Origin of the sequence: Streptomyces sp. NPDC048002 (assembly GCF_040653275.1) — a bacterium.
Lineage (GTDB): Bacteria > Actinomycetota > Actinomycetes > Streptomycetales > Streptomycetaceae > Streptomyces.
In genome coordinates this window covers 58,101-84,409 of the sequence record NZ_JBEZNL010000005.1, presented here as the reverse complement: position 1 = coordinate 84,409, position 26,309 = coordinate 58,101, and the positions used below count along the sequence as shown (strand labels likewise).

At 73.4% G+C, this 26,309-nt stretch carries 14 protein-coding genes; 3 read left to right on the top strand and 11 right to left on the bottom strand.

The window, feature by feature from the left end:
- The first annotated feature begins 79 nt into the window (after positions 1-79).
- The 3 genes from AB0E07_RS09420 (at position 80) to AB0E07_RS09410 (ending at position 2,433) form a co-directional block, all read left to right on the top strand.
- A complete protein-coding gene (locus AB0E07_RS09420) occupies positions 80-1,273 on the top strand; it encodes a GTP-binding protein (protein ID WP_362247894.1) in 1,194 nt (397 codons plus the stop codon).
- An 84-nt stretch (positions 1,274-1,357) separates the two neighbouring features.
- Complete coding sequence (locus AB0E07_RS09415; RefSeq protein ID WP_362247892.1) at positions 1,358-1,693, top strand: metalloregulator ArsR/SmtB family transcription factor; 336 nt, start codon at positions 1,358-1,360, stop codon at positions 1,691-1,693.
- 2 nt (positions 1,694-1,695) lie between these two features.
- Entirely contained in the window at positions 1,696-2,433 is a 738-nt protein-coding gene (locus AB0E07_RS09410) for a cation transporter (protein ID WP_362247890.1), read from the top strand.
- 32 nt (positions 2,434-2,465) lie between these two features.
- On the opposite strand, the gene AB0E07_RS09405 is transcribed toward AB0E07_RS09410, so the two are convergent.
- The 11 genes from AB0E07_RS09405 to AB0E07_RS09355 form a co-directional block, all read right to left on the bottom strand.
- Entirely contained in the window at positions 2,466-2,801 is a 336-nt protein-coding gene (locus tag AB0E07_RS09405) for a metalloregulator ArsR/SmtB family transcription factor (protein ID WP_362247888.1), read from the bottom strand.
- A 108-nt stretch (positions 2,802-2,909) separates the two neighbouring features.
- Positions 2,910-4,316, bottom strand: coding sequence for a salicylate synthase (locus tag AB0E07_RS09400; RefSeq protein ID WP_362247886.1), 1,407 nt, complete (start codon positions 4,314-4,316; stop codon positions 2,910-2,912).
- A gap of 67 nt (positions 4,317-4,383) precedes the next feature.
- Positions 4,384-6,120, bottom strand: a complete 1,737-nt coding sequence (locus AB0E07_RS09395) for an ABC transporter ATP-binding protein (protein ID WP_362247884.1) — start codon at positions 6,118-6,120, stop codon at positions 4,384-4,386.
- Positions 6,117-7,994 (bottom strand): ABC transporter ATP-binding protein, encoded by a 1,878-nt coding sequence (locus AB0E07_RS09390; protein ID WP_362247882.1) that lies wholly within the window; start codon positions 7,992-7,994, stop codon positions 6,117-6,119. The genes AB0E07_RS09395 and AB0E07_RS09390 overlap by 4 nt, the downstream gene beginning before the upstream one ends.
- Positions 7,991-8,719 (bottom strand): class I SAM-dependent methyltransferase, encoded by a 729-nt coding sequence (locus tag AB0E07_RS09385; protein ID WP_362247880.1) that lies wholly within the window; start codon positions 8,717-8,719, stop codon positions 7,991-7,993. The genes AB0E07_RS09390 and AB0E07_RS09385 overlap by 4 nt, the downstream gene beginning before the upstream one ends.
- A 91-nt stretch (positions 8,720-8,810) precedes the next feature.
- Entirely contained in the window at positions 8,811-9,659 is an 849-nt protein-coding gene (locus AB0E07_RS09380; RefSeq protein WP_362247878.1) for an alpha/beta fold hydrolase, read from the bottom strand.
- Entirely contained in the window at positions 9,656-10,921 is a 1,266-nt protein-coding gene (locus AB0E07_RS09375; protein WP_362247876.1) for a cytochrome P450, read from the bottom strand. Before AB0E07_RS09375 ends, AB0E07_RS09380 begins: the two co-directional genes overlap by 4 nt.
- Before the next feature lie 8 nt (positions 10,922-10,929).
- Positions 10,930-12,960 carry a Gfo/Idh/MocA family oxidoreductase gene (locus AB0E07_RS09370; RefSeq protein WP_362247874.1) on the bottom strand — a complete coding sequence of 677 codons (2,031 nt, stop codon included), beginning with the start codon at positions 12,958-12,960 and terminating at the stop codon, positions 10,930-10,932.
- Positions 12,957-14,108: a saccharopine dehydrogenase NADP-binding domain-containing protein gene (locus AB0E07_RS09365; RefSeq protein ID WP_362247872.1), complete on the bottom strand. Its 1,152-nt coding sequence runs from the start codon at positions 14,106-14,108 to the stop codon at positions 12,957-12,959. The genes AB0E07_RS09370 and AB0E07_RS09365 overlap by 4 nt, the downstream gene beginning before the upstream one ends.
- Positions 14,105-19,642 (bottom strand): amino acid adenylation domain-containing protein, encoded by a 5,538-nt coding sequence (locus tag AB0E07_RS09360; protein WP_362247870.1) that lies wholly within the window; start codon positions 19,640-19,642, stop codon positions 14,105-14,107. The genes AB0E07_RS09365 and AB0E07_RS09360 overlap by 4 nt, the downstream gene beginning before the upstream one ends.
- Positions 19,639-26,241, bottom strand: a complete 6,603-nt coding sequence (locus tag AB0E07_RS09355; protein ID WP_362248310.1) for an amino acid adenylation domain-containing protein — start codon at positions 26,239-26,241, stop codon at positions 19,639-19,641. The genes AB0E07_RS09360 and AB0E07_RS09355 overlap by 4 nt, the downstream gene beginning before the upstream one ends.
- Between the last annotated feature and the right edge of the window lie 68 nt (positions 26,242-26,309).

Here is a 26,309-nt window from a genome sequence, read left to right as displayed (position 1 = left end):
CATGAACACGTGAGCAGTGGCGCATGCACTCCCGGAGCACCGGGGGTGCGTGCGCGCTTCTCGTCTGAGGGAGGACACCGTGCCCGAAGGGGTGCTCAGTGTGGTGACGGGCAACACGCCGGCCGTCCGGGGCGCGACAGTGGACCGGCTGCGGCGTCTGAACCGGGACGCCCCGGTCCTCGCGGTGTCGGTCGAGGACGGCGACGGCCGGTACCCGATGGTCCACCGCCATCTGTCGGGAGACGGGGCAGGGGCGCGACACGACTCCGTCCAGGCGGGATCCGGTGATCCCGCGGTGATCCTCCGGCAGGACCTGATGGCCCTGCGCGGGGCGACCTCCGTACCGAATGTCATCCTCGTCCTCCCCGGCGACCTATATCTCCCGCCGTTCCTGGCGGACCTGTGGCGTCCCCGCCTCGGCGGCGGCGCGCTGGGTGAACGGTTCGACCAGGGGCCGGTGGTGGTCGGCCTCGACGCCGCCTCGTTCCTCGCGGACATCGGCTGCGTCCACCGCACGGTGCGGCTCTGGAACGGGAGCGAGCGCGGGGAGCCGCTGACGGCCGCCGAGGCCGCGGCACGGCAGGTGGAGGCGGCGGACGCGGTGGTGGTGCCCGCTGCGACCGGCGGGGACCGGCGCACCCTCGGGGTCGCGGCGCTCGCGGGGCATCTCAACGCCCACGCGCTGGTGTGGAGTCCGGCGAGTGACACCGCGGCGGTCCCGGAGCTGCCGCAGCGGCTCCTGTGCCCGGGGAGCGCCCCCTGGGGCGGACGCGAGGAGTGGCTCAGCCGGCTTGAGCCGGTGAGTGCGCCCCGGGTTCGGCGCGGCCGGCACGAGGGCGTCGAATCGGTTCTGTGGCGATCCCGCAGACCCTTGCACCCCCAGCGGCTGGCGGACGCGCTCGCCACGGTGATGTTCGGCGTCGTGCGCAGCCGCGGGCATCTGTGGCTCTCCAGCCGTCCCGACGCCGTCGTCGCCTGGCGTTCGGCGGGGGCGCATCTGACCCTCCAGGAGAACGGCGACTGGCTGTCGGACCAGGAACCGCACACCTGGGCGGCCGTCTCGGCGCAACGGCGCACGCTCGCCTCCTGGTTCTGGCACGACTACTACGGTGAACGCCGCAACGAGATCGTCTTCACCGGCGTCGACCTCGACGCACAGCGGGTCCGCGCGGCCCTGGACGAGGCCCTGCTCACCGACGCCGAACTGGCACGGGGACGGGAGGGCTGGGTCGAGTTCCCCGACCCCTTGCTGCGCACCGACGACACGGCGTGATCGTCCACGTCCCACCCACGCGACAGTACATCGATTCCTGAATCCACGATTTCCTGGATTCAGGAATCGATGTACTGTCGTGCTGTGCTGACTGTTGCCTCCGACATCGAGGTGCTGGCCAGGTTCGGCCGCGCGCTCGCCGACCCGATCCGCTGCCGCATCCTGCTGATCCTGCGGGACGCTCCCTCGTACCCCGCCTCCCTCGCCGACACGCTCGGCATCTCCCGGACCCGGCTCTCGAACCACCTCGCCTGTCTGCGCGACTGCGGTCTCGTCGTCGCCGTCCCGGACGGACGCCGGACCCGGTACGAGATCGCCGACGAGCGCCTCGGCCACGCGCTCGACGACCTGCGCACCGCGGTCGTCGCCGTCGAGACGGACCGGACCTGCCCGAACAGCGACGCCGAGGGGTGCTGCTGATCATGGCAACCGGCATATCCGTGTCCCTCGCCCCCTCCCCCGCCCGACGGGAGGCGCTGTCCCGCCGCATCCGGCTCCTGGTCGCCGCGACCATCACGTACAACGTCGTCGAAGCCGTCGTCGCGATCACCGCGGGAACCCTCGCCTCCTCGACCGCCCTGATCGGCTTCGGCCTCGACTCGGTGATCGAGGTGTCCTCGGCCGCCGCTGTCGCCTGGCAGTTCTCCGCATCCGACCACGCCGTCCGCGAAGCCCGCGAGCAGCGCACCCTGCGCATCATCGCGGTCTCCTTCTTCGCCCTCGCCGCCTACGTCACCTTCGACGCGGTCCGCGCCCTGACCGGCACCGGGGAAGCCGAACGTTCCGTGCCCGGCATCGTCATCGCCGCCCTCTCCCTCGCGGTGATGCCGTTCCTGTCCGCCGCGCAGCGCCGCGCGGGCCGGGAACTGGGCTCCGCCTCGGCCGTGGCGGACTCCAAGCAGACCCTGCTGTGCACCTACCTGTCCGCCGTGCTGCTGGTCGGCCTGGTCCTCAACGCCACCCTCGGCTGGTCCTGGGCCGATCCCTTCGCCGCCCTCGTCATCGCCGGCATCGCCGTACGGGAGGGCATCGACGCCTGGCAGGGCAAGGGCTGTTGCGCGCCGACGGCGCACTCCGCCGGTGCCGAGGTGCGCTCCGCCGACGCCGGGGCGCACGACGGCTGCGGCACCTGCGCGCCCGGGTGCGGCTGCTGCAACTGAGCGGCGCCGCGCCGCCACCGGGGCCAGGTCCGTCAGCAGCAGTCCTCGGCCTCGGCGGCCCCGCAGGCGCGGTCGCTCTCCACCGCCACGACCGCGGTACGCAGATCGTCCAGAGCGTGTCCGAGACGCTCGTCGGCGATCTCGTACCGCGTTCGGCGTCCGTCCGGCACCGCGACGACGAGGCCGCAGTCACGCAGGCACGTCAGATGGTTCGACAGCCGGGTCCTGGAGACTCCCAGGGCGCCGGCCAACTCGGCGGGGTAGGCGGGCGCGTCCCGCAGGATCAGCAGGACACGGCAGCGGATCGGATCGGCGAGCGCGCGGCCGAACCTGGCCAGTACCTCGACATCGGTTGCGACGGTCAGCACACCGTGAGCGTACACATCGTCCTGGCACACGGCTTCTCCCGTACTTGTCCGCCGGCGACCGGGTGACCGCCGGGCCGGGCGCCAGAGGCTCCGGCGGCACCTCGGGCTTCACTCGTCGCCGAACCGCAGATACGGGGCGACGCTGCGGAGCTTCTCGCAGGTCTCCTCGATCTCGCGCTCCGGACTGGACTGGGCGGTCACTCCGGCGCCCGCACGCAGCCACGTCCTCTCGCCCTGGCCGATGAGGGTCCGCAGGACGAGCGCCGCGTCCAGCGCCCCCGTCGTGCTGCCCCGGAAGACCGCCCCGCCGTACAGGCCCCTCGCACCGTCCTCGTGACGGGCCAGGGCGCGCAGGGCGGCGCCCTTGGGGACCCCGGTGGCGGTGATCGCGGGAAAGAGAGAGGCGAAGGCGTCCCACGGTCCGGCACCCCGGCGGAGCACTCCGGTGACCCGCGACGCCAGGTGCTGCACCGAGCCGCGCGGCCGGACGGCCATGAACTCCTCGACCACCACCGTGCCGGGCCGGCACACCGCCGTCATCTCGTCCCAGGCCAGCCGCACGGAGACCGCGTGCTCGTGGATCTCCTTGGGATCGGCGAGCAGTTCGGCGCGGCTCCGGTCGTTCTCCGCCCGGTCGGCTCCGCGGGCCCGGGTGCCCGCGAGCGGCTGGGTGCTCACCCGGCCGTTGTCCCCGACCTCCAGGACGGTCTCCGGGCTGAACCCGGCGGCCCGGTAGCCGCCGAGGTCCAGGAGGTAGGAGCGGGCCGGGGTGTTGGACCGGCGGCCCGTGAGGTAGGTGGCGGGAAAGTCCACCGGCGGCCCCGCGGGCAGGGGGACCTTCCGGGAGAGCACGGCCTTCTCCAGGAGTCCCGCACGGATGTCCTCGACCGTGCGGGCCACCGCGCCGCCGTACGCGGCGGTGCCGTCGGAGAGGATGCGCTCGGCCGCCTCGAGCGTCGTCGCTCCGGAGGCCGGCAGTCGGTCCGACGGCTCCGCGAAGAGGTCGGCCACCTTGCGGACCCACGCCTCGTCGACGGCGCGGACCACGGTGCCCTCGCCCGTGAGGGTCACCTCGACCGACGGGACGAGCGCGTGCAGGAGGGGCCCGTCCCCGGCGGTCGCCGGATCGGCGTGCAGCACATGAGCGAGTTCGAAGGCCCCCCAGCCGTAGAAGTGCCGTACGCGGCCCTCCGTGCCCTGTGCCCTCGCCAGCGCGTCGAGCGCGGCCGCGAACGTCTCCAGCGGCCTGCCGTCGGTGCGCGAGGTCCAGGTCCGGCCCGCGGCGCGTGCCGTCATGACGTCCGCGTGGGCGGTGAGACTGACGGCGGAGCCCGCGGCGAAGTGCCAGGCGCCGTCGTCCCCCTCGTACACGACGTACTGGTCGGCGAGACCGGCCGTCGCGAGGCCGGTGGCGGTGGCCGCGAGGTCCTGGCCGGGCTCCAGGTCGATCGCACAGGCCAGCGGGGGGACGGAACCCGCCCACGCGTCCCAGGGCGTGCGAGGGTCGGTGCTCATCGGGTCGTACCTTCCCTCTGGCGTCGGCGCCGGGTCGAGTGGTTCGCGGTCGGGTGGTGCGTTGTCGTCACCGTGCTGCCTCCAGCCGCCAGCCGTGGGCGCGGGCCCGCTGCTGCCAGAAGGCCGCGTAGGTGCCACCCGCGGCGAGCAGGTCGTCGTGCGTTCCGCGCTCGGTGATCTCGCCTTCCTCAAGGACCAGGATCTGGTCGGCGTCGACGACGGTGCTCAGCCGGTGCGCGATGACCAGCAGGGTTCGACGGTCGGCGAGCTGGCGCACGGCCTCGGCGAACAGTGCCTCGTTCTCCTGGTCGAGCGCGGCCGTGGCCTCGTCCAGGACGAGGATCGGGGCTTCCTTCAGCAGGGCGCGGGCGATGGACACCCGCTGGCGCTGCCCGCCCGACAGCCGGGTACCGCCCTCCCCCACCCTGCTGTTCCAGCCGTCGGGCAGTACGTCGATCACCCGGTCGAGACCGGACAGCCGTGCTGCCTCGGCCAGTTGCGCGGCGTCCGCGTCCGGGGCGGCGATCCTGACGTTCTCCTCGATGGTGCCGTCGAAGAGGTAGACGTCCTGGAAGACGAGGGAGACCTGTGCGGCCAGTTCGTCGGCGGCGATGTCGCGCACGTCGACGCCTCCGATGCGCACGGTGCCCTCCGTGGTGTCACGGAAGCGTGCGACGAGTCCGGCGATCGTGGTCTTGCCCGCACCGGACGGGCCCACCAGGGCGGTCATGCCGCGCTCGGGCAGGCGGAAGGTGACTCCCTTGAGGACCGGGCGGGCGGCGGCCTCGTAGCCGAAGGTGACGCCGTCGAACTCCACGCCGAAGTGGCGGGGTGTGCGCGGTTCGGCGGGCTCCGGGAAGGGCTGCTCGTCCAGGACCGCTCCGAGCCGCTCCAGGGTGTTGCGGGCGATACGCATGCCCGCTCCGGCCTCGGCGGCCGAGGACACGCTGTCGATGAGGCGGACCAGCAGCACCAGGAGGGCCAGCAGGGTGGGCACCGTCAGCGAGCCGTCCAGTTGCCAGAACACCCCAAGCGCGAGCAGCAGGGCGAAGACGAGCCGGGTGGCGAAGCTGAAGGAGACCAGTCCCGGCAGTCCGCGCACGATGAGCCGCCGGTCGGCGCGCGACTCGGCCGCCAGCGCGTCGTCCAGGGCGCCGTAGCCCTCCGCAGTGCGGCCGAAGGCGCGCAGGACCGCCTGGTTGCGGGTGTACTCCAGGACCCGGTCGGCGGACTCACCGATGGCGGCGTCGCGTCCGAGGTCCAGGCGGCGCATCAGGGAGGTGCTCGCCTGCTGGACGGCGAACAGCACGGGTGCGCAGACCAGGAGGACCAGCGCGGTGCGGACGTCGAAGAAGAAGGTGGCGACGACGAGTGTCGCGGGGGTGAGGAAGGAGCTGAGGAAGGGGCGGAGCAGATGGGCCGGGGTGCTCATCACCTGGATGACGTTCTGTCCGGCCAGTCTGCTGAACTCGGCCGTGCGGGCGGCGGTGAACCAGCCGAGGGGCAGTCGCAGGGCCTGGTCGGCCATCCGGCGGTGCAGGACCCGGGAGAGCTGTGAGCCGACGGTGAACCCGCCGCTCAGGGCCGCGCCCTGGAGGACCGCGTAGGCGAGGACGCAGCCGGTGAAGCCCGCCAGCCAGGGCCAGGCGTCGTCGGGGTCCGTACCGAGCAGGGCCTCCAGGACGGGCACCAGGAGGGCGAAGGCGACGCCCTGGAGGACGGCGGCTCCGGCGTGGAGGGCGATGAGCCGGTTGAGCGGGCGGGAGCCCTCCGGTCCCAGTACGCGGTAGAGCTGACGGATCATCGGGTGCTTCCCTCTCGGATGTCGTCGGCCGCACGGCCGCTGCCGACGGCGGCGGACCTCTGACGCGGTGCGCCGCCGTTCTCGTCCGGGCCCTGTCCGCGCTGGGCCTCCCACAGGGCGGCGTAGCGGCCCCCGGCGGTCAACAGGTCTTCGTGGCGGCCCTGTTCGGTGACGCGTCCGTCCTCCAGCACCACGATCCGGTCGGCGGAGCGGACCGTCGCCAGGCGGTGGGCGATCACCAGCAGGGTGCGGCCGGCCGCGAGGGCGGACAGGGCGTCCTGGATCAGCGCCTCGGAGTGCGGATCGGCGTACGCGGTCGCCTCGTCGAGCACGAGGACGGGCGCGTCGGCGAGCAGGGCCCGTGCGATGGAGAGGCGTTGTGCCTCGCCGCCGGAGAGGGTGACCGCCGTGCCGAGTTCGGTGGCGTAGCCGTCCGGCAGTTCCATGATCCGGTCGTGGAGGCGGGCGGCTCGGGCGCAGCGCTCGACCTCGGCGGTGGTGGCGTCGGGGCGGCCCAGACGGATGTTGTCGGCCACGCTCGCCCGCAGCAGCCGTACGTCCTGGAGGACGAAGCCGACCCGGCGGTACAGCTCGGTGGCGGGGATGTCCCTGAGGTCGGCGCCGCCCAGGGTGACGGTGCCGGCCGTGACGTCGTGGAAGCGCGGGAGCAGCGAGGCCAGGGTCGACTTGCCCGAGCCGGACGGGCCGACGAGGGCGGTGACGGTGCCGGGTGCGAGGTCGAGGTCCACACCGCTGAGGACCTCGGTGTCTCCGTCGTAGGAGAACGACACCCCGCGCAGCGCGATGTGGTGCCCTTCAGGCAGGGCGGGTTCGGTCGGTTCGGGCAGGGTGGGGGCGTCCAGCAGTTGGACGATGCGTACGGCGGCGGCCTGGCCCGCGCGGATCTGCTGGATCCTGGGTCCCACGACTCCCATGGGGGCCGTGACGGCCGGACCGAGCAGGAGGAAGGGGACGAGTTCGGCGCCCGTCATCACGTCCTGGGTGACGAGGACCGCGCCCAGCAGGGACAGCAGGAGCAGCACCACGGCCGGGGAGACGACGAGGATCGCGGCGGTGGAGCTGACCAGGGTGGAGCGGACCCAGCCGGAGAAGAAGTCGGCGAAGCCCTCCGTGGCGCGGACGAAGCGCTCGTGGGCCTTGCCCCCGCGGCCGAAGCTCTTGAACACGGCGATACCGGACGCGAACTCCACCGCGGCGGCGGAGATGCGGCCCAGAGCGGCACCGAACTCGGCCATCTGACCCGCCGCACCCGCCATGGCGCGGCTGAACAGGAACACCCCCAGGAGCAGGGGCACGACGCTGATCAGGGCCAGGCGCCAGTCGACGGTGAACAGATACGCCAGGGCCAGGACGGGGGCGGTCAGCACGGCGACGACGTCGAGCAGGGTGTGGGCGAACAGCGTGTGCAGCGCGCCGACATCCTCCTGGACGGCCTGTTTGACCTCGCCGGTGCCGCGGTCGGTGAGCCGGCCGAGGGGCAGTCGGCCGATGTGCCGGGCCAGGCGACGGCGCAGGGCGAGCTGGAGGTCGTTGTCGGCCAGGTGGGCGAGGGCGCCGGCGGCCGTGCCGCACGCCAGGGCCAGCAGACCCGCCACGCAGGCGACCGTGACCCACGGCCACAGGGCGTCCCCGTCGGCCGGCGAGCCGTCCGTGAGGCGCTCCGCCAGCCGGGAGACCGCGATGAACGGGACCACTCCGGCGAGGGCGGCGAGGGCCTGGAGGGCGACGGCCACCGCCAGTCGCCCTCGGACGGGCTCGGCGAGCGCACGCAGCGGGGGCGGGGCGGCGAGGGTGCCCGGGTCGGCGGTGGCGGCGTCTGCGGCCCGGCCGGGCTCGGGCGGTTGTGACTTCACTTGACGAGTACTCCGATTTCGGGGATGGGCCTGCCGCCCGCCTCGGTGATGCGACGGCTGGTCATGCCGGCCTCGCGGGCCAGCCGGGCGACGTCGAAGGTGTGCCAGTCGTAGGTGTCGGCGACCTCGCGGACGGTGCGACCGTCGCGCAGGACCTTCCAGGTGGTCGTGAACCGCATGGCGTCGCCCTCGGTGGGCTCGCCGCCGATCCACCACTCGTAGGTCTGGCGGCCGATGGTCTCCCGCAGCGACATCACGGGTGGGATGACGCGGGGTGAGGAGACCCCCATCAGCTCCACCACGATGGGCGCGCCCTCGGGGAGGCGGTCGGCCAGCCGCTTCCACAGCGCCACGCGTTCGGTGACGGTGAGGTGACCGGCCACGCCGAAGATGACGACGGCACAGAGCCGTTCGGGCAGGACGAGGTCCTGGGCGGCCCGGTCCAGCACGGTCACGCGCCGGCGCAGCTCCGGGTCGCGGGCGACGCGGGAGGTGAGCATGGCGCGCATGGGGGCCGACGGTTCGGCCGCGAGGATCTCCGCCTCGGGCAGGGCCGCGGCGATGACCTCGGTCACCCGTCCGGTTCCCGCGCCGATCTCCAGGACGGGGCCGTGGGACACGTCGAGGCCGGCGAGCACGCGGGCCAGTGGAGGGCCGCTGCTCTCCGTGTGCCGGGTGGCGACCAGTTCGTAGAACTCGGCCGAGGTCGCGTAGTAGTCGATCACGACGGTCTCCGGGTCGGGGCGGGCACGGCGGGTTGCGCGAGGGCGTCGGAGCGGGCGGTCACGGGGTGCGCGCCGGCCGCGGGGGCGCCGCTCACGGGGTGCTCGGCCAGGTGTGCGCGCCGCCCGTGGCCAGCGACGGGTCGAGCCGGCGCAGTACGGTGGCGACGACCTCGCGGCGTCGTGGGGTGAGGTAGAAGTGGTCGCCGGGGAAGACGCGTACCTCGGTGCGTGCGGTGGTGAGGTCGGCCCAGCCGCCCGCTGCCTCGCGCACGCGTTCCTCGCCGAGTTCGGGGTCCGTGCTGCCGGTCAGCACGTGCACGGGGCAGGACAGCGGCGGCCGGTCGGCCGGCCGGTAGGTCTCGATGATCCGGTAGTCGTGGCGCACGGCGGCAAGGACCAGGGAGCGCAGCCCGGGGTCGGCGAGGACCTCACGGCTCGTGCCGCCCAGCCGGGCGAGTTCGGCGCCCAGCACGTCGTCGCCCTGGCGGTGCAGTTGCCCGGTCACGGCCATGCCGGGGGCGGCCCGGCCCGAGGCGAACAGGCGGCGCGGGCGGGGGACTTCTCGGCGGCTGAGTTCATGGGCGAGTTCCCAGGCCACGGCGGAGCCCATGCTGTGTCCGAAGAGGGCGTACGGGCGGTCGAGCAGCGGCGCGACCGCGTCCGCCACGGCTGAGACCAGTCCGTGCATGTCGGCCGCTCCGGGATCCTCCAAGCGGTCCTCACGGACGGGGTACTGGACGGCGAGGAGTTCGACCTCCGACGGCATCAACGCTGCCCAGGGCCGGTAGAAGCCGGCGCTGCCGCCCGCGTGCGGGAGACAGATCAGCGTGAAGCGGGGAGTGCTGCCGCCGCTCCACCGTCTGATCCACGAGCTGTCGGAGCGGGCGGCGGACCGGTCGGACCCGGGTGAGGAGAACTTCGGCGGGAAGGACGGGGTCACCAGGTCACCCTCAGCGCTTCGAGGCCGAACGTGGCCGAGTCGTGCTTGACCACGACGTCGTCGGGGCCCCCGGCGAGGCGGAGGGTGGGGACACGGCGGACGAGGGTCTCCAGGGCGACCTCCAGTTCGAGCCGGGCCAGGTGCTGCCCGACACACTGGTGGACGCCGTAGCCGAAGGCGACATGGTGGTTGTCGGTGCGGTGGAAGTCGACTCGTCCCGGATCGGCGAACTGTTCGGGGTCGTGGTTGGCTCCGGCGAGCAGGGCGATGACGCCGTCGTCGGCGGGGATGGTCCGCCCGGACAGGTCGATGTCCTCGGCGGCCACGCGCAGCGGTATGGAGTCCGCGACGGACAGGACCCGCAGGAGTTCGTCGACGGCGGCCGGCATCAGGGACGGGTCACCGCGCAGCTCCTCCATCAGCTCGGGCTGCTCCAGCAGGAGCAGCGTGCTCAGCGCGATCATGCTGGTGGTGGTCTCCCGGCCGGCGTTGATGGTGATGCCGAGGGTGGAGAGCAGCTGTTCCACGGTCACGTTGCCGGTGACGAGGTGGTCGGTGACCAGCTTGGAGATCAGGTCCTCGCGGGGTTCCTCGCGCCGTTCGGCGACGAGTCCGGCGAGGAGCCGGAACAGGCCGCCCAACGCCTCGGACACCTGGTCGGCGGTGCTGTGGCGGGAGCCGGAGATCCGGGTGACGTCCCGGAAGAACTCCAGGTTCTCGCGGGGGATGCCGAGCAGTTCGCAAATCACCGAGGTGGAGACGGCGTTGGCGTAGGCGGAGACGAACTCCACGGGACCGCCGTCGGCGAGCACGCCGTCGAGGATCTCGTCGACCCGGGCCTGCACGGCGGGGCGCATCTCCCGGACCCGGCGCACGGTGAACACCGGCAGGAGCATGCGCCGGTACTTGGTGTGCTCGGGGGCGTCGGTGCGGATGAACGGACGGAACTTCGCGCCGGCCTCCTGTTCTCCCTCGCCCAGGGCCGGGAAGTTGGGGCGGCGGATGTCGGCGCTGACACGGGGGTCGGAGAGGAGTTCGCGCACGTCGTCGTAGCGGGTGACCACCCAGGCCTCCCGCTTGGTCGGCAGGGTCACGCGGGCGACCGGCTCGTGGGTGCGCAGGGTGTCGTACTCGGCGGGCGCGGCGAAGGGGCAGCCGCGCTGGATCGGGAAGTCCCTGGGCGCCGAGGAGGGGGCCGCGCCGGTTTCCGTCCCGGACAGTTCGGGGGCGGTTGACGCGGTGGGCGTCTCGGAGGTCGTCATGGCGTGTCCTAGCCGTCGGTGGAGGAGGAGATGAGCGGAGCGACCTCGCGCGAGGCGGCGGTGTCCGGGGGTGCGGTCCGTGCGCGGGGCAGGTGCGCGCCGGGGGTGGTGCCGGGCGCCGCGGAGGCTCGGGTGAGTACGGCCAGCGGGGGTGCTCCGGGGCGCGTGGGCAGGGCGCGGGCGGTCAGCCCGGACTCGGTCTCGACGTCCTTCAGGCCGAAGGGCGACCACTCGTAGGAGTCGTGCACCTCGCGTTCGGCGGTCGTGGAGCCGTCCAGGTAGACCCGCCAGGTGGAGTGCAGGCGCATCACGCCCTCCTCCGTCCCGCCCGTCGGGGTGCCGGAGAACGTCCACTCGTATCGGTGGCGTCCGGCGGTGGCGGTGGCCAGTCGGGTTGCGGGAAGACTCAAGGGCCGCTCGAACTGCATGAGTTCGACGATCACGAGCCCGCCGGGGGCCAGTCGCGCGAGGAGCCGCCGCCACAGTTCGGCACGGTCCGCGGCGTCGAGGTGGCCGAGGACCCCGCAGAGCAGGACGGCGCTGATCCGGTCGGGCAGATCGAGAGCGGGAGCGGCGTCCGCGGTGACCGTCACCCGACGGCGCAGGTCCTCGTCGCTGAAGACCCGGCTGGTGAGCACGGCGCGCATGCCGACCGCGGGTTCACAGGCGATGATCTCCACGTCCGGACGGGCCCGCGCGACGGCCTCGGTCACCAGTCCGGTGCCGGCGCCGATGTCCACCACCGGCCCGGCGCCGAGGTCGGCCTCCGCGAGGAGCGCCGCGATGGCGGGGGCACTCGCGGTGGCGGTGTGCCCGGCGGCAACGAGGTCGAAGAACTCGGCCGACGGTGAGTAGGAGGAGGTGTCCGCCGGCCGTACCTCGGCCGTCCCCGGCGTGCCGGGTGCGGGAACCGCCGTGCGGGTACGCGGTGGGGCCGGCTCGGAGTGCGGAAGCGGTTCGGGCAGGGGGAAGACATCACTGACCGCCATCGGCCGGGGCGTGGCCGGGCGGACGATCTCGGGCGGCCCCAGCCGGGCCGCCAGGTCGCTCCAGATGCGGCACACGGCCAGGTCGTACTGGCCGGCGCGCAACGCGTCCGCGTCCTCGACCACGGCCGCACGGAGCCCGTCCAGGGCGCTTCCGATCGCCTCGGGCCACAGGTCGGAGAAGACCGTACGGAAGCTGACCGGGTTGCCGACCACCGCGGTGGTCCCGAGCCCGAGTCCGCCGGTGCCCGGACCGTCGAGGACGAAGCGCCGGTCCGCATCACGGCCGATGTGCAGGCGGGGGCTCCACAGCACGGGGCCGTGGGTGTCGGCGAGGGTGAGCACTCCGCCCTCGGTGCCCAGGGCGATCCGGTGCCAGTGCAGGGCGTGGTTGTCGCGGTCGGAGGGGTCGAGCTGGTGGTGCACCCGGAGGGTCAGGGGCACGCCGGCGAACACGCCGTGCAGGGAGCGGAACGGCTGCGGCCCGATGCCGTCCGGCAGCGGCGCCGGGTCGGCGAACCGCCAGGGCCGCAGGGTGCCCATGGCCCGGCCGAGGATGTCCACCAGCGGGTGCATCAGATGGACCGGGGTGGCCGCGTCCAGGAAGAGCGGCCGTTGCCGTGCGACGAGTCGTCGGGCCGCCTCGACGAAGGAGCGGACCGGCGCGACGTGCGGGTAGTGGGTGTTGAGGCGGTACTGCACTCCCCGGCTGCGGGCGTGCTTGAGATTCTCCGTCAACTCGGTGAGATGGACGGGGTGTTCCTGGAGGACATGGATGCCCCGGTCCATCAGGGCACGGGCCAGTTCGGTGCCCTTGCCGCCCGATATGGACGAACTCACCGCCACGCAGGCGGCGTCGATTCCGGCGGGGAGTTCGCGGGCGTCGGTGTGGAAGGGAACGCCCAGGCTCTCGGCGTAGGCGCGGGAGGCCGCGGATCCCCGGCTCAGAATGCCGGCCAGGGCGAATCCCGGGCGCCTGCGTAGCGCCTCGGCGTAGAAGCGGCCGAAGTTGGTACCGCAGACCAGCACGCGCAGCGGTTTGGGCGCGCTCACAGGGCACCCTCCTCGACCTGCTCGACACCGGCCGCGGCACCGGTGAGCCTGAGGTCCGCGGCGCCGTGGGACCGCAGATGGCCGACCACGGTGTCCGGGTCCAGGACGTCGCAGGCGAAGTGCACCCCGGCCGGGACGTCTCCCCGCAGCACGGCGTCGACCGCGAGGGCGCCGACGGCTGCGGTGAGGCGGTAGCTGCTGGCCGCGCGGAGGGTCAGTGCCGCCGTCGTGGGTGCGCCGGACGCGGCGCCGGTCAGGGTGAAGTCCATGACGTAGAAGGGCTTGCGTCCGGCCAGGTCGAGGTCGGCCGCGCGGATCAGCCGCTTCGCGAGGCCGTCCGGGTCGTCCCCGGCCGCGAGACGGCCCGGCAGGAGGTTGAGCACCGCGCGTACGGCGGCGCCGGGGTGGACGTTGTACCAGTCGAGCCGGTCGAGGCCGAGGAGAGCGGCGAGGCGTTCGCTCTCTCCGCTGAGGTAGGGCTGCACGGCGACGCGGCCGGGGAACGCCTCGTGTGCGGTGTCCTCGTCCGCGCGCAGGACGCGGGGCACGCGCCTGCCGCCCCGCACGGCCGCCAGTGCCTCACCGTAGGCCGCGCCGTCGGCGCCTCCCGCGCTGAGGGAGAGCATGAGGTCGTGCGCCACCGTCGGTGAGCACGTCTCCAGGCCGCCGCAGTAGGCGGTCAGCGCGGTGGCCCGGTCCAGCCCCTGCCGGGCCAGCCAGCGGGGCAGGAGGCTGGACAGGCCCGGAAGGGCCCCCGCCGACAGGACGGCGGAGCGGCCGTCGCGGGCCGGGTCCGCCGGGCCGCTAAGGTCCTCCGCGGCCGGGTCGTCCCCGGCCACGTCCACACAGTGCGCACCGGCGGCCAGGGCCGCGAGAGCCACGGTGGCGCGCAGCCGGTACGTGGGGCCGACGCAGTTGAGGACGATGTCGCAGCCCTCGGTGAAGGCTCGCAGTCCGTCCGGGGCCGTGGCGTCGGCCCAGACCGTCTCGTCGCGCCCTGCGGGACCCTCCTCGGCGACCGCGCACAGGGCGGACGTGGTCCGTCCGCCCAGGCGCAGGCCGGTGTGGCCCAGAAGGCGCAGTTCCCGCACCGCGGCCCTGCCGACCGCTCCGGAGGCGCCGAGGACTCCGATCACAGGCCTGGTCATCGGGTGATCGCCCCCTGCGTCAGCTCGGCGAGGGTCTTCAGGACACCGGGCGCGTGCTCGACCGACAGGCAGCTGTAGTGGTCGCCTCCGATGTCGACGATGTCCAGGTCGCCCAGGGTCAGTTCCTCCCAGTAGGTGGTGACGGCGTCCTTGCTGCCGGGGAAGGGGTAGGCCCCGTCGTGGCGCAGGAAGGTGATGTCGCCTGCGTAGGGCTCGGCCTGGTAGCGGGTGATGGCGAAGACGCTCTGCCGGAAGGCGAGGAACAGCCGTGTCATGTGGTCGGGTTCGTAGGTGCCGGCGGACGCGGGCACCGCCTCGCACATCCGCGCGATGCGGGTGGCTCGGGGGATGTCCGCCAGGTGCCGGAAGCGTTCCGCCACGTCCGCGAACCGCTCGGGCAGCGCCGCGAGCCCGCCGTCCGGCAGCACGCCGGGGCTGGCGGCCAGGACCGCGTCGGCGGCGGCCGCCACCCGGTACTGGTCGTCCGGGAAGCCGAGGTCGGCCGGGTCGATCCCCATCATGACGGCGAAGGAGTACTCGGCGAGCAGTTCGTCGTCGAGCCGGAAGCGAGGGCTGTGGCTGCTGATGACGGTGAGGCTCTCCACCTGCGCGCCGGACTCCGCCAGGTTGCGGGCCACTTCGGTGGCGATGAGGCCGCCCAGGCAGTAGCCGACGATGTGGAAGCGGCTGCGGCCGTCCGCCGTGAGGGCCCGCGCGTAGTCGGCGGCCATCTGCTCGATGAGTCCCTGCGGCGGGGCGCCCAGGAACTGGTTCAGGTCGGGTACCTCCACCCCCACGACCTCGGCGAGGCCCGGCGAGCGGCGCCTGATCTCGGTGATCAGCGCCCGGTACGGCATGATCGTCGCGGTCCCGGCGTGCACCAGCACGGTGGTCGGTTCGTCGTCGGAGCGGGTGCCGTGCAGGGGGATCACCGGGTCCGTGCGCACGGCGCCGGCGGACGGGCCGTCCTCGGGTCCGGACAGACCGCGCAGGAACGCGGCGAGTCCGGCGACCGTGGGGCGGCGCAGCATGTGGCGCAGCACCACCTCCCACTCCAGGTCCGCGGCCCGCGGCACGCGTTCGCGCAGCATTCCCACCATGCGTGCCACGAGGAGGGAGTCGCCGCCGAGGTCGAAGAAGTCGTCGTTGCGGGTGACGCCTTCGACCGCGAGGAGCTCCGACCACAGCTCGGCGAGGCTGGTCTCCAGCTCGTCCTTCGGCAGTTCGGGCACGACGGTCGGCGCGCTCTCGCGGGGCAGCCAGGACTGCAGACGGGCGCGGTCGGTCTTGCCGTTGGCGGTGCGGGGCAGGGTGTCGACGACCTGCCACACCGCGGGAACCATGTACTCGGGCAGCCTGGTGGCGGCCGTGCGGGCCAGTTCGCCCACGGGCACGTGGTGGCGGTCGTCCTTGAGCGTGGCGATGAAGAGTTCCTGGCCGGTGAGGGCCAGGGGGTCCTGTGCGTCGGGCAGGGAGACGACGTCGCAGGCCGCGTGGGCGTGCAGGAGCTCGCGCCACTGGGCGTGGGTGAGGAAGGACTGCCCGGTGTGCTCCCGCAGGTCGGTCCAGGTCCGTCCGGCCACTTCCAGGAACTCCATGGAGACCAGCAGGGGGAGGTTCTCGTCCCGGGTGTTCTCCACGAACACGAGCTGTCCGCCGGGGACGAGGAGTTCCCGCAGCCTGCCCACGGCGGCGTCCGCGTCGGCGGCGGCGTGCAGGGTGTTGGCGCAGATCACCACGTCGAAGGTGTTGGGCAGCAGGCCTTGGGCGCGCGGGTCCTCGTCCACGTCGAAGCGCCGGCATCGGAACCAGGCGTGGTCGGCGAACCGCTCACGGGCCTCGTTCAGGAAGAACGCGGAGGCGTCCGTGAACAGGTAGTCGACGCCGAACTCGGCGAGGACGGGGATGAGTTCGCCGGTGGTGCCGCCGACTCCGCCGCCCACTTCGAGGACGCGCATCCGCTCCTCACCGGTGTGGGCCGCCGCCGTCTCGCGCAGTGCGGCGACCACGGCACGGTTGAGGTGGCGGATGGCGAGGTTGTCGCGGTAGGCGGCGTCCGCGGCCTCCGTCGACGCCCCCGGGAACAGCAGTTCCCGGATGCCGGTGGCGCCGGAGACCAGCTCCGGCAGTCGTTCGGCACAGGTGCGCATGACGGTGAGCAGCTCGCTGCTCCACCCGATCCGCTGCTCCAGCTCCGTGGCCCGCCGCCAGCCGCGCTCCGCCTCGTCGTCGGAGACGGGCACGAGTCCGGTGTAGGTGTCGTCCGACGCGCTGTGGGTGAGCCGGTTCCGGGCGGCCAGGGCCCCCAGCCAGCGGCGCACGATGTGCCGGTGACGGGGCGTCGCGCCCAGCGCTGTGCCCACCTCGTCGGCGGTGCGCGGGGCGCCTCCGCCGAGGGTTCCGGAGCCGGCGAGGACGCGGGTCATCTCGGCGAGCGCCACCTCGTCGAGGGCCGCCAGGAACTCCGTGAGTCGTGCGGCGTCCACGGCCGACGAGGCTTCTCGTACGGCTTCCGCGGCTGCCGCGCGTGCCTGGGACCGGCCCGCACGCGGGCCGCCGGCGTCCGGCTCCGTACCGTCCTTGCGGGCGGTCTCCACGAACGCCGCGAGGCGACGCCCGCCCGCCGCCGAGTCGTCGACGACCACCGCGCCCGCGGCGACATCGGGATGGGCCTGTACGGCGGCCTCGACCTCGGCGAGTTCGACCCGGTAGCCGCGGATCTTGACCTGGGCGTCCTCCCGGCCCAGGAACTCGATGGTCCCGTCGGGCAGGTACCGCCCGAGGTCGCCGGTGCGGTAGACGCGCTCACCGGTCACGGGGTCGGTGAGGAACCGCTCGGCCGTGCGCCGCTCGTCGCCGAAGTAGCCCAGGGCGACGCCGGCGCCTCCGATGTACAGCTCCCCCGGCACCCACTCGGGCCGCGGCCGCAGCTGCCGGTCGAGGACGGCGAACGTCTGGTTGGTGAGGGGCAGTCCGTAGGGGATGCTCGGGCGGGTGGTGTCGACCTCGCCGACCGGGTGGGCGATGGACCAGATGGAACCCTCGGTGGCACCGCCCAGGGAGATGACCTCCAGGCCGGGCAGGAGCGCCCGCGCCTGGTCCGGCAGGGCGACCGGTATCCAGTCCCCGGATATCAGCGCGAGCCGCAGGGAGGGGTCGTCGGCGGGGGGCTCCGAGCGCAGCCAGTCGCAGAGCATGTGGAGCTGGCCCGGGACCGAGTTCCAGACGGTGACCCCGAAGCCACGGACCAGTTCGGCCCAGTGGGAGGGGTCGCCGCGCCGTTCGGCCTGGGGCAGGACGAGGGTCGCGCCCACCGCGAGAGGACCGAACAGGTCGTAGACGGACAGGTCGAAGCCGAGTCCCGCGATCCCGAGGACGCGGTCGCGGCCGGTCACGGCGTAGCGGCGGTTGATGTCCTCGACGGTGTTCAGGGCGGCCCGGTGACTGATCATCACGCCCTTCGGCGTGCCGGTGGAGCCCGAGGTGTAGATGACGTAGGCGAGGTCGTCCGGATCGCGCCGGGGCACCGGCGTGCCGGGCGCGGTCGCCGTGTCTTCGGGAAGGAGGTCCACGGGGACGGCCGTGACCCCCTCGGGGAGGTCGTCGAGTTCGGCGAGCCAGGACTGGGTGAGGACCGTGCGGACACCGGCGTCCGAGAGGATCGTGTCCCGGCGGGCGGGCGGCTGGGCCGTGTCGACGGGCAGGTACGCGCCGCCCGCCATGAGGGTGCCGAAGACCGCGACCACCTGCTCCCAGCCCTTGTCCGCCCAGATGGCCACGGGTTCCCCGGGACGCAGTCCGGACGCCGTGAGCGCCTCTGCGAGCACGCTCGCCCGGGTGACGAGCTGCCGGTAGGTCAGGGTGAGTTCGGGTGTGCGGAGCGCGACGGCGTCCGGTGTCACGGCGGCCTGGGTGAGGACGGGTTCGTGGAGGAGCGCGTCCGGCACGGGGCCCTCGGTGGCGTTGACCAGGTTCCGGCGCACCGCCTGCTCCTCCGGCAGCGGGATCACGGCGGGTGCGTCCCAGGCGGCCTCACCGGCCTCGCCCTCGGCGGACAGCGTCCGGACGAGGGCCGTGTACGCCGCGAACATGGCGTCGGCCACTCCGTGGCTGAGCGCGCCCTCACGGATGTCCCAGGACAGGCTGAGCGTGTCACCGCGGTGCATGACCTGGCAGTCGAGCCACACCTGCGGCGTCCTGGTCACGGCGTACGTCACCTCGGGAGGCACTCCCTCGGCCGTGGCGCCACCGCCCAGGGCGCTGGTGAAGACGACCGGCATCAGGACCGGGGAGCCGGCCCGGCGGGAGAGTTCGGCGAGCACGTCCGAACCGGTGAACAGGGGATGCGCGAGGTCCTCCAGCAGCTGCTCCCCCGTGCTCCGCGTCCGCTGCGCGAACGAGGCCGGGGTGTCCAGGTCCACGGCCAGCAGTTCGAGCGAGGTGAAGTCGCCGACCAGGCGGCCGACGTCCGCGTGCAGGTCGAGCCGGTCCACCGTCGGCACGTTGAGGGTGAAGCGGCCGGTGCGCGACCAGTGCCCGACCGTCTCGGCGTACGCGGTGAGCAGAGCCGTGGAGAGGGTCAGTCCGCGCCGCGCGGCCCGCTCGGTGAGGCGGTCCCGGTCAGCGGCGGGAAGCAGCACCTCCAACCTGCGGAACACGACCGGGCCGTCGGGGTCCGCGGCGCCTCCCCGCTCGCACACCGCCGCCTCCCACTCCTCGGCGAGGGGCAGTTCGGGGGCGGGCGGCAGGGCGTCGAGCCGCTCGGTCCAGTGGGCGCGGTCGCGGGCGCAGGCGTCGGTGTCGGCGAGGGCACGGCGGGCCAGGACGTAGTCGCGGAAGGTGATCTCCGGCGGAGCGGCGAGGGTGTCACCGGCGTAGCTCCGCTGGAACTCCGCGAGCAGGAGGCGCAGACTCGCGTGGTCGACGACGAGCATGTCGAAGGCGAGGTGGAGGACGGCGCGCCCGGCGGTGCGGCTCACATGGATGTCGAACAGCGGCCACTGGTCCGTGGGCGCCTCGCGCGTGGCCAGCCGTTCGCGGGTGCGTTCCACCGCCGCGTCGGCCGTGGCCTGCGGGAGGGCCGTGAGATCGTCGGCTCCGATGGCCAGGTCGGGCACGTCGGCCAGCACCTGCTGGTAGCCGTCGTGGTGGATGACGGCGCGGAGCATGTCGTGGCGCCGGACGAGTTCCCGCCACACGGCGGTAACGCGCTCGACGTCGAGGTCGGGGTATTCCAGTTCGACGTAGGCGTGGCAGCCGACGCCGCCGTAGGCGTAGGCGTCGGTGCGGCCGATGAGGTAGGCGGCCTGGATGTCGGTGAGCGGGAAGGGCTCGTGGCGGGCGTCCGGGTCGGCGCGCAGGACCGGCTCCTGCGCCTGGAGGTGGCGCAGGATGGCTTCCTTGTGGGTCCGCAGTTCGTCCCGGTGCGTGTCGGTGAGACGGCCCTGGGGGGCGCGGAAGCGCAGTTGCCCGTCCTGGGCCCACAGCACCACACCGTCGTCGGCGTAACGGGCCAGCAGTTCAGCGATGTTCACAGCTCTCCGGTCTCGTAGGCGGTCCCGTGGGCCGCGAGCGTGCGCGTGAGGTCCGCGGCGAGCGCGGCCACGGTCGGGGTGGCGAAGAAGCGGCGGACGGGCACGGTGGCCCCGAAGCGGCGCTCGATCGCGGTGAGCAGGCGCAGTGCGGTGAGGCTGTCGCCGCCCGCGGTGAAGAAGTTGGCGTTGCGGTCCGGCGTCCAGTGCGGCAGGTACTCGCCCCACAGCCCGGCCAGTGCCGCTTCGGTGTCGCCCTGTGGCGGTTCGGCCCGGCCGGTCACGGTCTCCGGGCCGGCGAGGTCCGCCAGGGCTCCCCGGTCGACCTTGCCGTTCGCGGTGAGCGGGAGGGCGGGCAGCGGTCGGATGCGGGAGGGGACGGCGTGGGCGGGCACCCGTTCGGCGAGCAGCGCGAACAGATCCTCTATCAGTGGGGTGGACGCGGGGGGTTGTTCCGCTGCCGCGCCGTTCGCCGCTTCGAGGGGTACGACGAAGGCGGCCAGGCGCTTGGCGGTACGCTCCCCCACCGCCACGACGGCGGCCCGTGCGACACCGGGGTGGGACTCCAGCGCGGCCTCGATCTCGCCGGCCTCGATCCGGTGCCCGGCGATCTTCAGCTGGCTGTCGAGCCGGCCGAGGAACTCCAGCAGTCCGTCCTCCCGGAAGCGCCCCAGGTCACCGGTCCGGTACCAGCGCAGCCCGTCCTGTTCGACGAACTTCTCCGCGGTGCGGACCGGATCGGCCAGGTAGCCGCGGGCCAGTCCCTCTCCGCCGATCCACAGTTCGCCCGGCGTCCAGTCGGGGCAGTCCCGCCCGTCACGGTCGACCACGCGGTAGCGCTGCCCGGTCAGTGGACGCCCGTAGGGGATGGAGACCCAACCGGGGTCGAGTTCCTCGACGGTGAGCGTGTTGGACCAGATGGCGGCCTCGGTCGCGCCGCCCATGGCGACGAAGGCGCAGGGCAGCGCGGTGCGGGCGGCCAGCCGGGCGGGCAGGTCGAGCCCGATCCAGTCGCCGGAGACGAACGCGATCCGCAGTCTCGTGACGCGGCCGGTCTCCGGGTCCTGTTGTTCGCAGGCGTCGAGGAGGAGGTCGAGCAGGGCCGGGACGGTGTTCCAGACGGTCACCCGGTGGCGGTCCAGCAGGGCGGGCCAACGGGCCGGTTCGCGTCGCTGGTCCTCGGTGGGAAGGAGCAGGGAGCCGCCCGCGGCGAGCAGCCCGAAGACGTCGTACACCGACAGGTCGAAGTCGAGTGCCGAGAGCGCGAAGACGCGGTCGTCCCAGGAGATGCCGTGCCGGGCGTTGATGTCCGCGACCGTGTTCCAGGCCGCGGCGTGGGTGATCTCCACGCCCTTGGGTTCACCCGTGGACCCCGAGGTGAAGATCACGTAGGCGAGGGTGCGGGGGTCCCGGTCCCGCGGTGCGGGCAGCGGCTCGTGGCGCTGCGTGTCGGTGAAGGAGAGGGACCGGGGGCCGCCCTCGCCGGTACTGGGCCAACCGCCGAGGACCACGCGGAAGGCGGCGGTGCAATGCACCCGGTCCAGGCGGGCGGCGGGCTGTTCGAGACCGAGCGGCACATAGGCGGCTCCCGCCGCGAGGACGCCGAGGACCGCCGCGATCTGCTCCGGGCCCTTGGGCAGCGTGACCGCGACGAGGTCGCCCGCGCGTACGCCGGCCGCTTCGAGGGCGGCGGCCGTGCGCAGCGCCTGGTCGGCGAGGGCTCCGTAGGTCACCTCATGCCCCGAGGTCGTCACGAGGGCGGTGCGGTCGGGTGTGGTCCCGGCCCGGGTGAAGAACGCCTCGTGCAGCAGGCGCGGGACGACCGGTTCCAGGGCGGCCTCCCGTGCGGCGGACTCCCGCCGCGCGTACTGGGAGGCGGGCAGCAGGTCCGGCAGCGGGGCGTCCCAGTCGGCGGACACGGCGTGCCGGAGCAGCCGTTCGTAGGCGGCGAACATCGCGTCCAGGACACCTTCGGCGAAGAGTTCCTCGACCGCGTCCCAGGTGATGACCAGGTTCCCGGACTCCTCGGTGACCTGGTTGTCCAGGCACACCTGAGGGGACTGCGAGATGCCCCAGACCTTCTCCGGAAATCCTGTGCCCGGACCTGCCAGCGTCGCGTCGCCGACGCCGATGGCGCTGGTGAACACCACGGGCGCGGCGGCGTCCACGGTTCCCGTGCGTCGGCCGAACTCCCGTAGCAGCCAGTCGATCGGAACGTCCGCGTGGTCGAAGTCCTCCGCCTGACGGTGCTGAAGGGCGACGGCCGCGGCGAGCCAGGAGGCCCCATCGCGCCGGTGAGCCGCCAGGGACAGCGAGGTGAAGTCGCCGAGGACCCGGTGGATGTGGGGGTGTACGTCCCGCCGGTTGAAAAGCGTGAGCGTCACGGTGAGTGCGTCCGTTCCGCTCCACGCCTCCAGCACCTCCGCGTAGAGGGCCAGCAGGACGGTCGAGGGGGTGAGGCCGCGCGCGGCCGCCGCGCGCTTGACGGACCGCCAGTCCTGGGCGGGCAGGGTCGTCCTGCGCCGGGTGAAGGCGGGCGCCTCGACGCCGGCCGGGTCCCGGTCGAGGGGCAGGGCGGGCGGCGGCGGCAGTTCGGCCAGCCGTGCCCGCCAGTGGGCGCGGGCCCGTTCAGCCGGTTCCGGGTCCCGCGGCAGTCCGGTCAGGTAGTCCCGGAACGACACGTCGACGGGCGGCAGTTCGTGCTCAGGGTCGGCGTAGAGCGTGGTGAGTTCGGCGTAGAGCGTGGTGATGGAGAGGGCGTCGAGGACGAGGTAGTCGAGTCCGACGCCGACGCGGGTCCGTATCTCCGACTCCCCCGCTCCGACGCGGTAGCGCACCGCCTCGACCGCGAAGAGCGGCCACCGGGAGGGATCGCGGACCTGCTGCGACAGGCCGGCGCGCAGCCCGGCGAGGGCTTCGGTGGCGCCGTCGACGGGAACGTCCCGCACCGGGATGGTCAGGGGCGGTACGTCGGGCAGGACACGCTGGTGGCGGTCCTCCACGACCGCCCGGAGCATCCCGTGCCGTCGGACGAGGGTGTTCCATGCCTGTTCCAGGCGGCCGAGGTCGACGTCCGGGCCGTCGAACTCCGTGTAGTGCCAGGTGCCGACACCGCCGAGCGTGAAGCGCGGGTCGCGTCCGGTGTGGTAGGCGGCCTGGACGTCGGTGAGCGGGAAGGGGTCGTACGCCCGCTCGGGGTCGGGCACGATCCCGAGTGCCGCGGCCGGGACCGGTGCCGCTTCGGCGGCCGCCGCGGGGTGCAGTGTCTCGCAGAAGTGCTGGAGGACGGGGCGGGCGAAGAGGTCGGCCACGCGGGCGCCGGGGAACCCGGCGGCACGCAGCCGGCCGATGAGGCGGGTCGCGACGAGCGAGTCCCCGCCCAGCAGGAAGAAGCTGCTCTCCCGGCCCACTTCGGCCACGTCGAGCAGATCGGCCCACTCGGCGGCCACCAGGGTCTCCACCGGGCCGGAGGGCGGCGAGACACGCGGGCCGCCCCGGCCCGCCGCCTCGGTCAGGGCGGCTTTGACGGCCGCCCGGTCCAGCTTCCCGTTGGCGGTCAGCGGCAGTTCGGGCAGGACGAGCACCCGCTCCGGGACCATGTACGCGGGCAGCCGCTCCGCCGCCCGGACCCGGACCTGTTCCGGATCGGGTGCCCGCACCGGGGCTGACACGGCCGCGGCGAGGTGCCGTACGGGCGCGTCGAGCACGGCGGCGACCGCGTGCCGCACGGCGGGATCGTCCTCCAGCGCGGACTCGACCTCGCCGAGCTCGATCCGGTGGCCGCCGATCTTCACCTGGTGGTCGGCGCGGCCGAGGAACTCCAGCACCCCGTCGGTCCGGTAGCGCGCCAGGTCACCGCTGCGGTACCAGCGCTCGCCGTCGTACTCGACGAACCGTTCCGCCGTGCGCGCCGGGTCGCCGCGGTAGCCGCCGGCGACACCGGGGCCGCCGACCCACAGCTCTCCGGGTACGAGGTCAGGGCAGTCGCGCCCCCGGCCGTCCACCACACGGGCGCGCATGTTGCGCAGCGGAACCCCGTAGGGGACGGACTTCCAGGCCGGGTCCGTGTCCGTCACCTCGAACACCGTCGAGTGCACGGCGGCCTCGGTCATACCGCCGAGCGCCACGAAGCGGCAGTCCGGCACCAGGGCCCGCAGCCTGCGGGGCTGGCCGAGCCCGACCCAGTCCCCGCCGAGCAGCACCATCCGCAGCCGGTCGCCGAGGCCCTCCTCCTGCGCGGCGGCCATCAGCAGGTCCAGCAGGGCGGGTACGCACTGCACGAGGGTCACGCCGTGGGTACGCACCAGGTGCGCCCAGTGGTGGGCGTCCCTGCGGTGCTCCTGCCCCACGGTGACCACCTGTCCGCCCAGGGACAGCGGGGTGAAGATGTCCCAGGCGGCGAGGTCGAAGTCGAGGGCGGACAGGGCGAGCGTGCGGTCGTCGGGACCCAGGCCGAACTGTTCCTCCATCGCCTCGATGGTGTTGACGACCGCGCGATGCGGCACTTCGACGCCCTTGGGCACACCGGTGGAGCCCGAGGTGAACAGCACGTAGGCGGGCAGGGCGAGGTCCGGGTGGGCGACGGGTGACGGGCGCAGCGCCGCCGCGTCCTCCAGGAACAGCACCGGAGCCGGTGAGACGTCCCCGCAGAGGTGGGCGTGGTCGCGGTCGGTGAGGACGGCGGAGGCGGCGGCGACGGAGTGGATGCGTGCGCGGCGTACGGCGGGCTGTTCGACGCCGACGGGGGCGTAGGCGGCGCCGGCGGCGAGGATGCCCAGGACCGCGGCGATCTGGTCGGCGCCCTTGGGCAGCGTCACGGCCACGGTGTCGCCCTCGCGTACTCCGTGGTCGCGCAGCAGGGTGGCGATCCGCCGTGCGGTGCGGCCGAGTTCGCCGTAGGTGAGGGTGTCCCCGTCGGCGCCGACGACCGCGGCGCGGTCCGGCTCGGTCGCGGCGAGCCGGAAGAACCGGGTGTGCAGGGCACGGTCCGGGAGGGGCGTCGGCGGCAGTGCGGCCACCGCGCGCCGGGGCAGGACGTCGGGGGCGAGGAGGCCGTCCACGGGCCGGTCCCAGGCGCCGGGGTCCGCGATCAGCCGGGTGATAAGACCGCGGTAGGCGTCGAACGCGGCGTCCGGCACGCCGGCTTCGAACACGCCGTCGCGGACGTCCCAGTTGAGGAGGAGCCCGTCGTCGAGTTCGGTGACCTGGGCGTCCAGGTAGACCTGGGGGCCCTGCGAGATGATCCACGAGGGGCGGCCGAAGCTCTTCTGGACGTCCTGCTCGAAGATCTCGCCGAGCCCGATGGCACTGGTGTAGACGACCGGGGCCAGGACCGGAGACCCTTCGGCCCGCGCGAGGTCCCGGAGCACTTCGACGCCGCCGTAGGCTCCGTGGGAGATGCCCTGCTGAAGGCGTTCCTGGAGTCCTCGGGCCTGACGCGCGAACGGCAGCGGCTCGCTCAGATCGGCGTCCAGCAGGACCGAGCTGCTGAAGTCACCGACCAGGCCGGCCACGTCCGGGGTGAACGTCTCCCGGTCGAACAGCGGGAGGTTGAGCAGGAAGCGCCGGCTGTCGCTCCAGGCCGCGATGACCTCGGCGAAGGCGGTCGCAAGGGCGGCCGCGGGGGTGAGGCCGTGCCGTCGGGCGGCACTGATCAGGGCCGCTTTCTCGGCGGGACACAGCCAGTGGTGCAGGCGGCGTGAGTGGGTGAGCGCCGTGTCGTCCGCGCTGACCGGGGTGAGCGGGTCGACGGTCGTCGGCAGACGTGGGGCGCGCGGCAGGTCCGGCAGGCGTTCCCGCCACCAGGCGGCGTGCTCCTCGCGTTCCGACTTGCGGCGCGCCGCGTGTTCCACGAGGTAGCGGCGGTAGTCGAGGGTGAGCTCGCGGGGCGGGTCGTCGGGATACTCGTAGAAGCGGCGCAGGTCGGACAGCAGGACACGCAGACTGAGCGCGTCCCCTGCCATCATGTCCAGGTCGATCTGGAGCCGGGTGCGACGGTCGGGGAGCAGGCACAGGCTCACGCGGAAGACTTCTCCCGCGGTGACATCGGGGCGTGCGTGGGTGTTGCGTTCGCGCAGTTCCTCCAGTTCGGCCGCGGCCTCCTCGGGGGTGTGCGCCCTCAGATCGTGGAGGGTGAGCGGCGTACGGGGCGTCCCGAAGCGCTGCCGCCCCTCGTCGTCGAAGACGGCCCTGAGCATGCCGTGCCGCTGCACGAGCGCCCGCAGGGCGGTGTCCAGCCGGTCCGGGTCGACCTCGTGGCCGTCGAGTTCGACGTAGAAGTGGGCGGCGACGCCGCCGAGCGGGTGGCCGTCCTGGCGTCCGATCCAGTACGCGTGCTGCATCGTGGCCGGGGCGAACCACTCCGTGCGGTCCTCGGAGTCCGCCGGGGCGGGCTGGGCGGGGCGAGCGTCCGGAGATGTCCCGGAGTGTTGTGTCTGCCGGAGCAGGTCCGTCCAGGCGGACAGGGTCGGGGTTCGCGTCAGGTCCTGGAAGGTGACCGTGCTGCCTGCCCGCCGCCAGGCGCCGACCAGGGACATCAACATCAGCGAGTCGAGGCCGAGTTCGAAGAGGTCCCGGTCGTCGTCCAGCTCCTGTGGCGCCATGTCGAGGGCACGGGCCACCGCCTCCCGTACCTCGGTCGCCGAGTGAGGGTCGCTGTCACGTTCCGGTG

Excerpts from the sequence above, each read along its gene's own strand:
- AB0E07_RS09410 (WP_362247890.1), top strand. The coding sequence starts at position 1,696 with ATGGCAACCGGCATATCCGTGTCCCTCGCCCCCTCCCCCGCCCGACGG.
- AB0E07_RS09375 (WP_362247876.1), bottom strand. The coding sequence starts at position 10,921 with ATGACGACCTCCGAGACGCCCACCGCGTCAACCGCCCCCGAACTGTCC.
- AB0E07_RS09395 (WP_362247884.1), bottom strand. The coding sequence starts at position 6,120 with ATGATCCGTCAGCTCTACCGCGTACTGGGACCGGAGGGCTCCCGCCCG.
- AB0E07_RS09355 (WP_362248310.1), bottom strand. The coding sequence starts at position 26,241 with ATGGCGCCACAGGAGCTGGACGACGACCGGGACCTCTTCGAACTCGGC.
- AB0E07_RS09400 (WP_362247886.1), bottom strand. The coding sequence starts at position 4,316 with ATGAGCACCGACCCTCGCACGCCCTGGGACGCGTGGGCGGGTTCCGTC.
- AB0E07_RS09365 (WP_362247872.1), bottom strand. The coding sequence starts at position 14,108 with ATGACCAGGCCTGTGATCGGAGTCCTCGGCGCCTCCGGAGCGGTCGGC.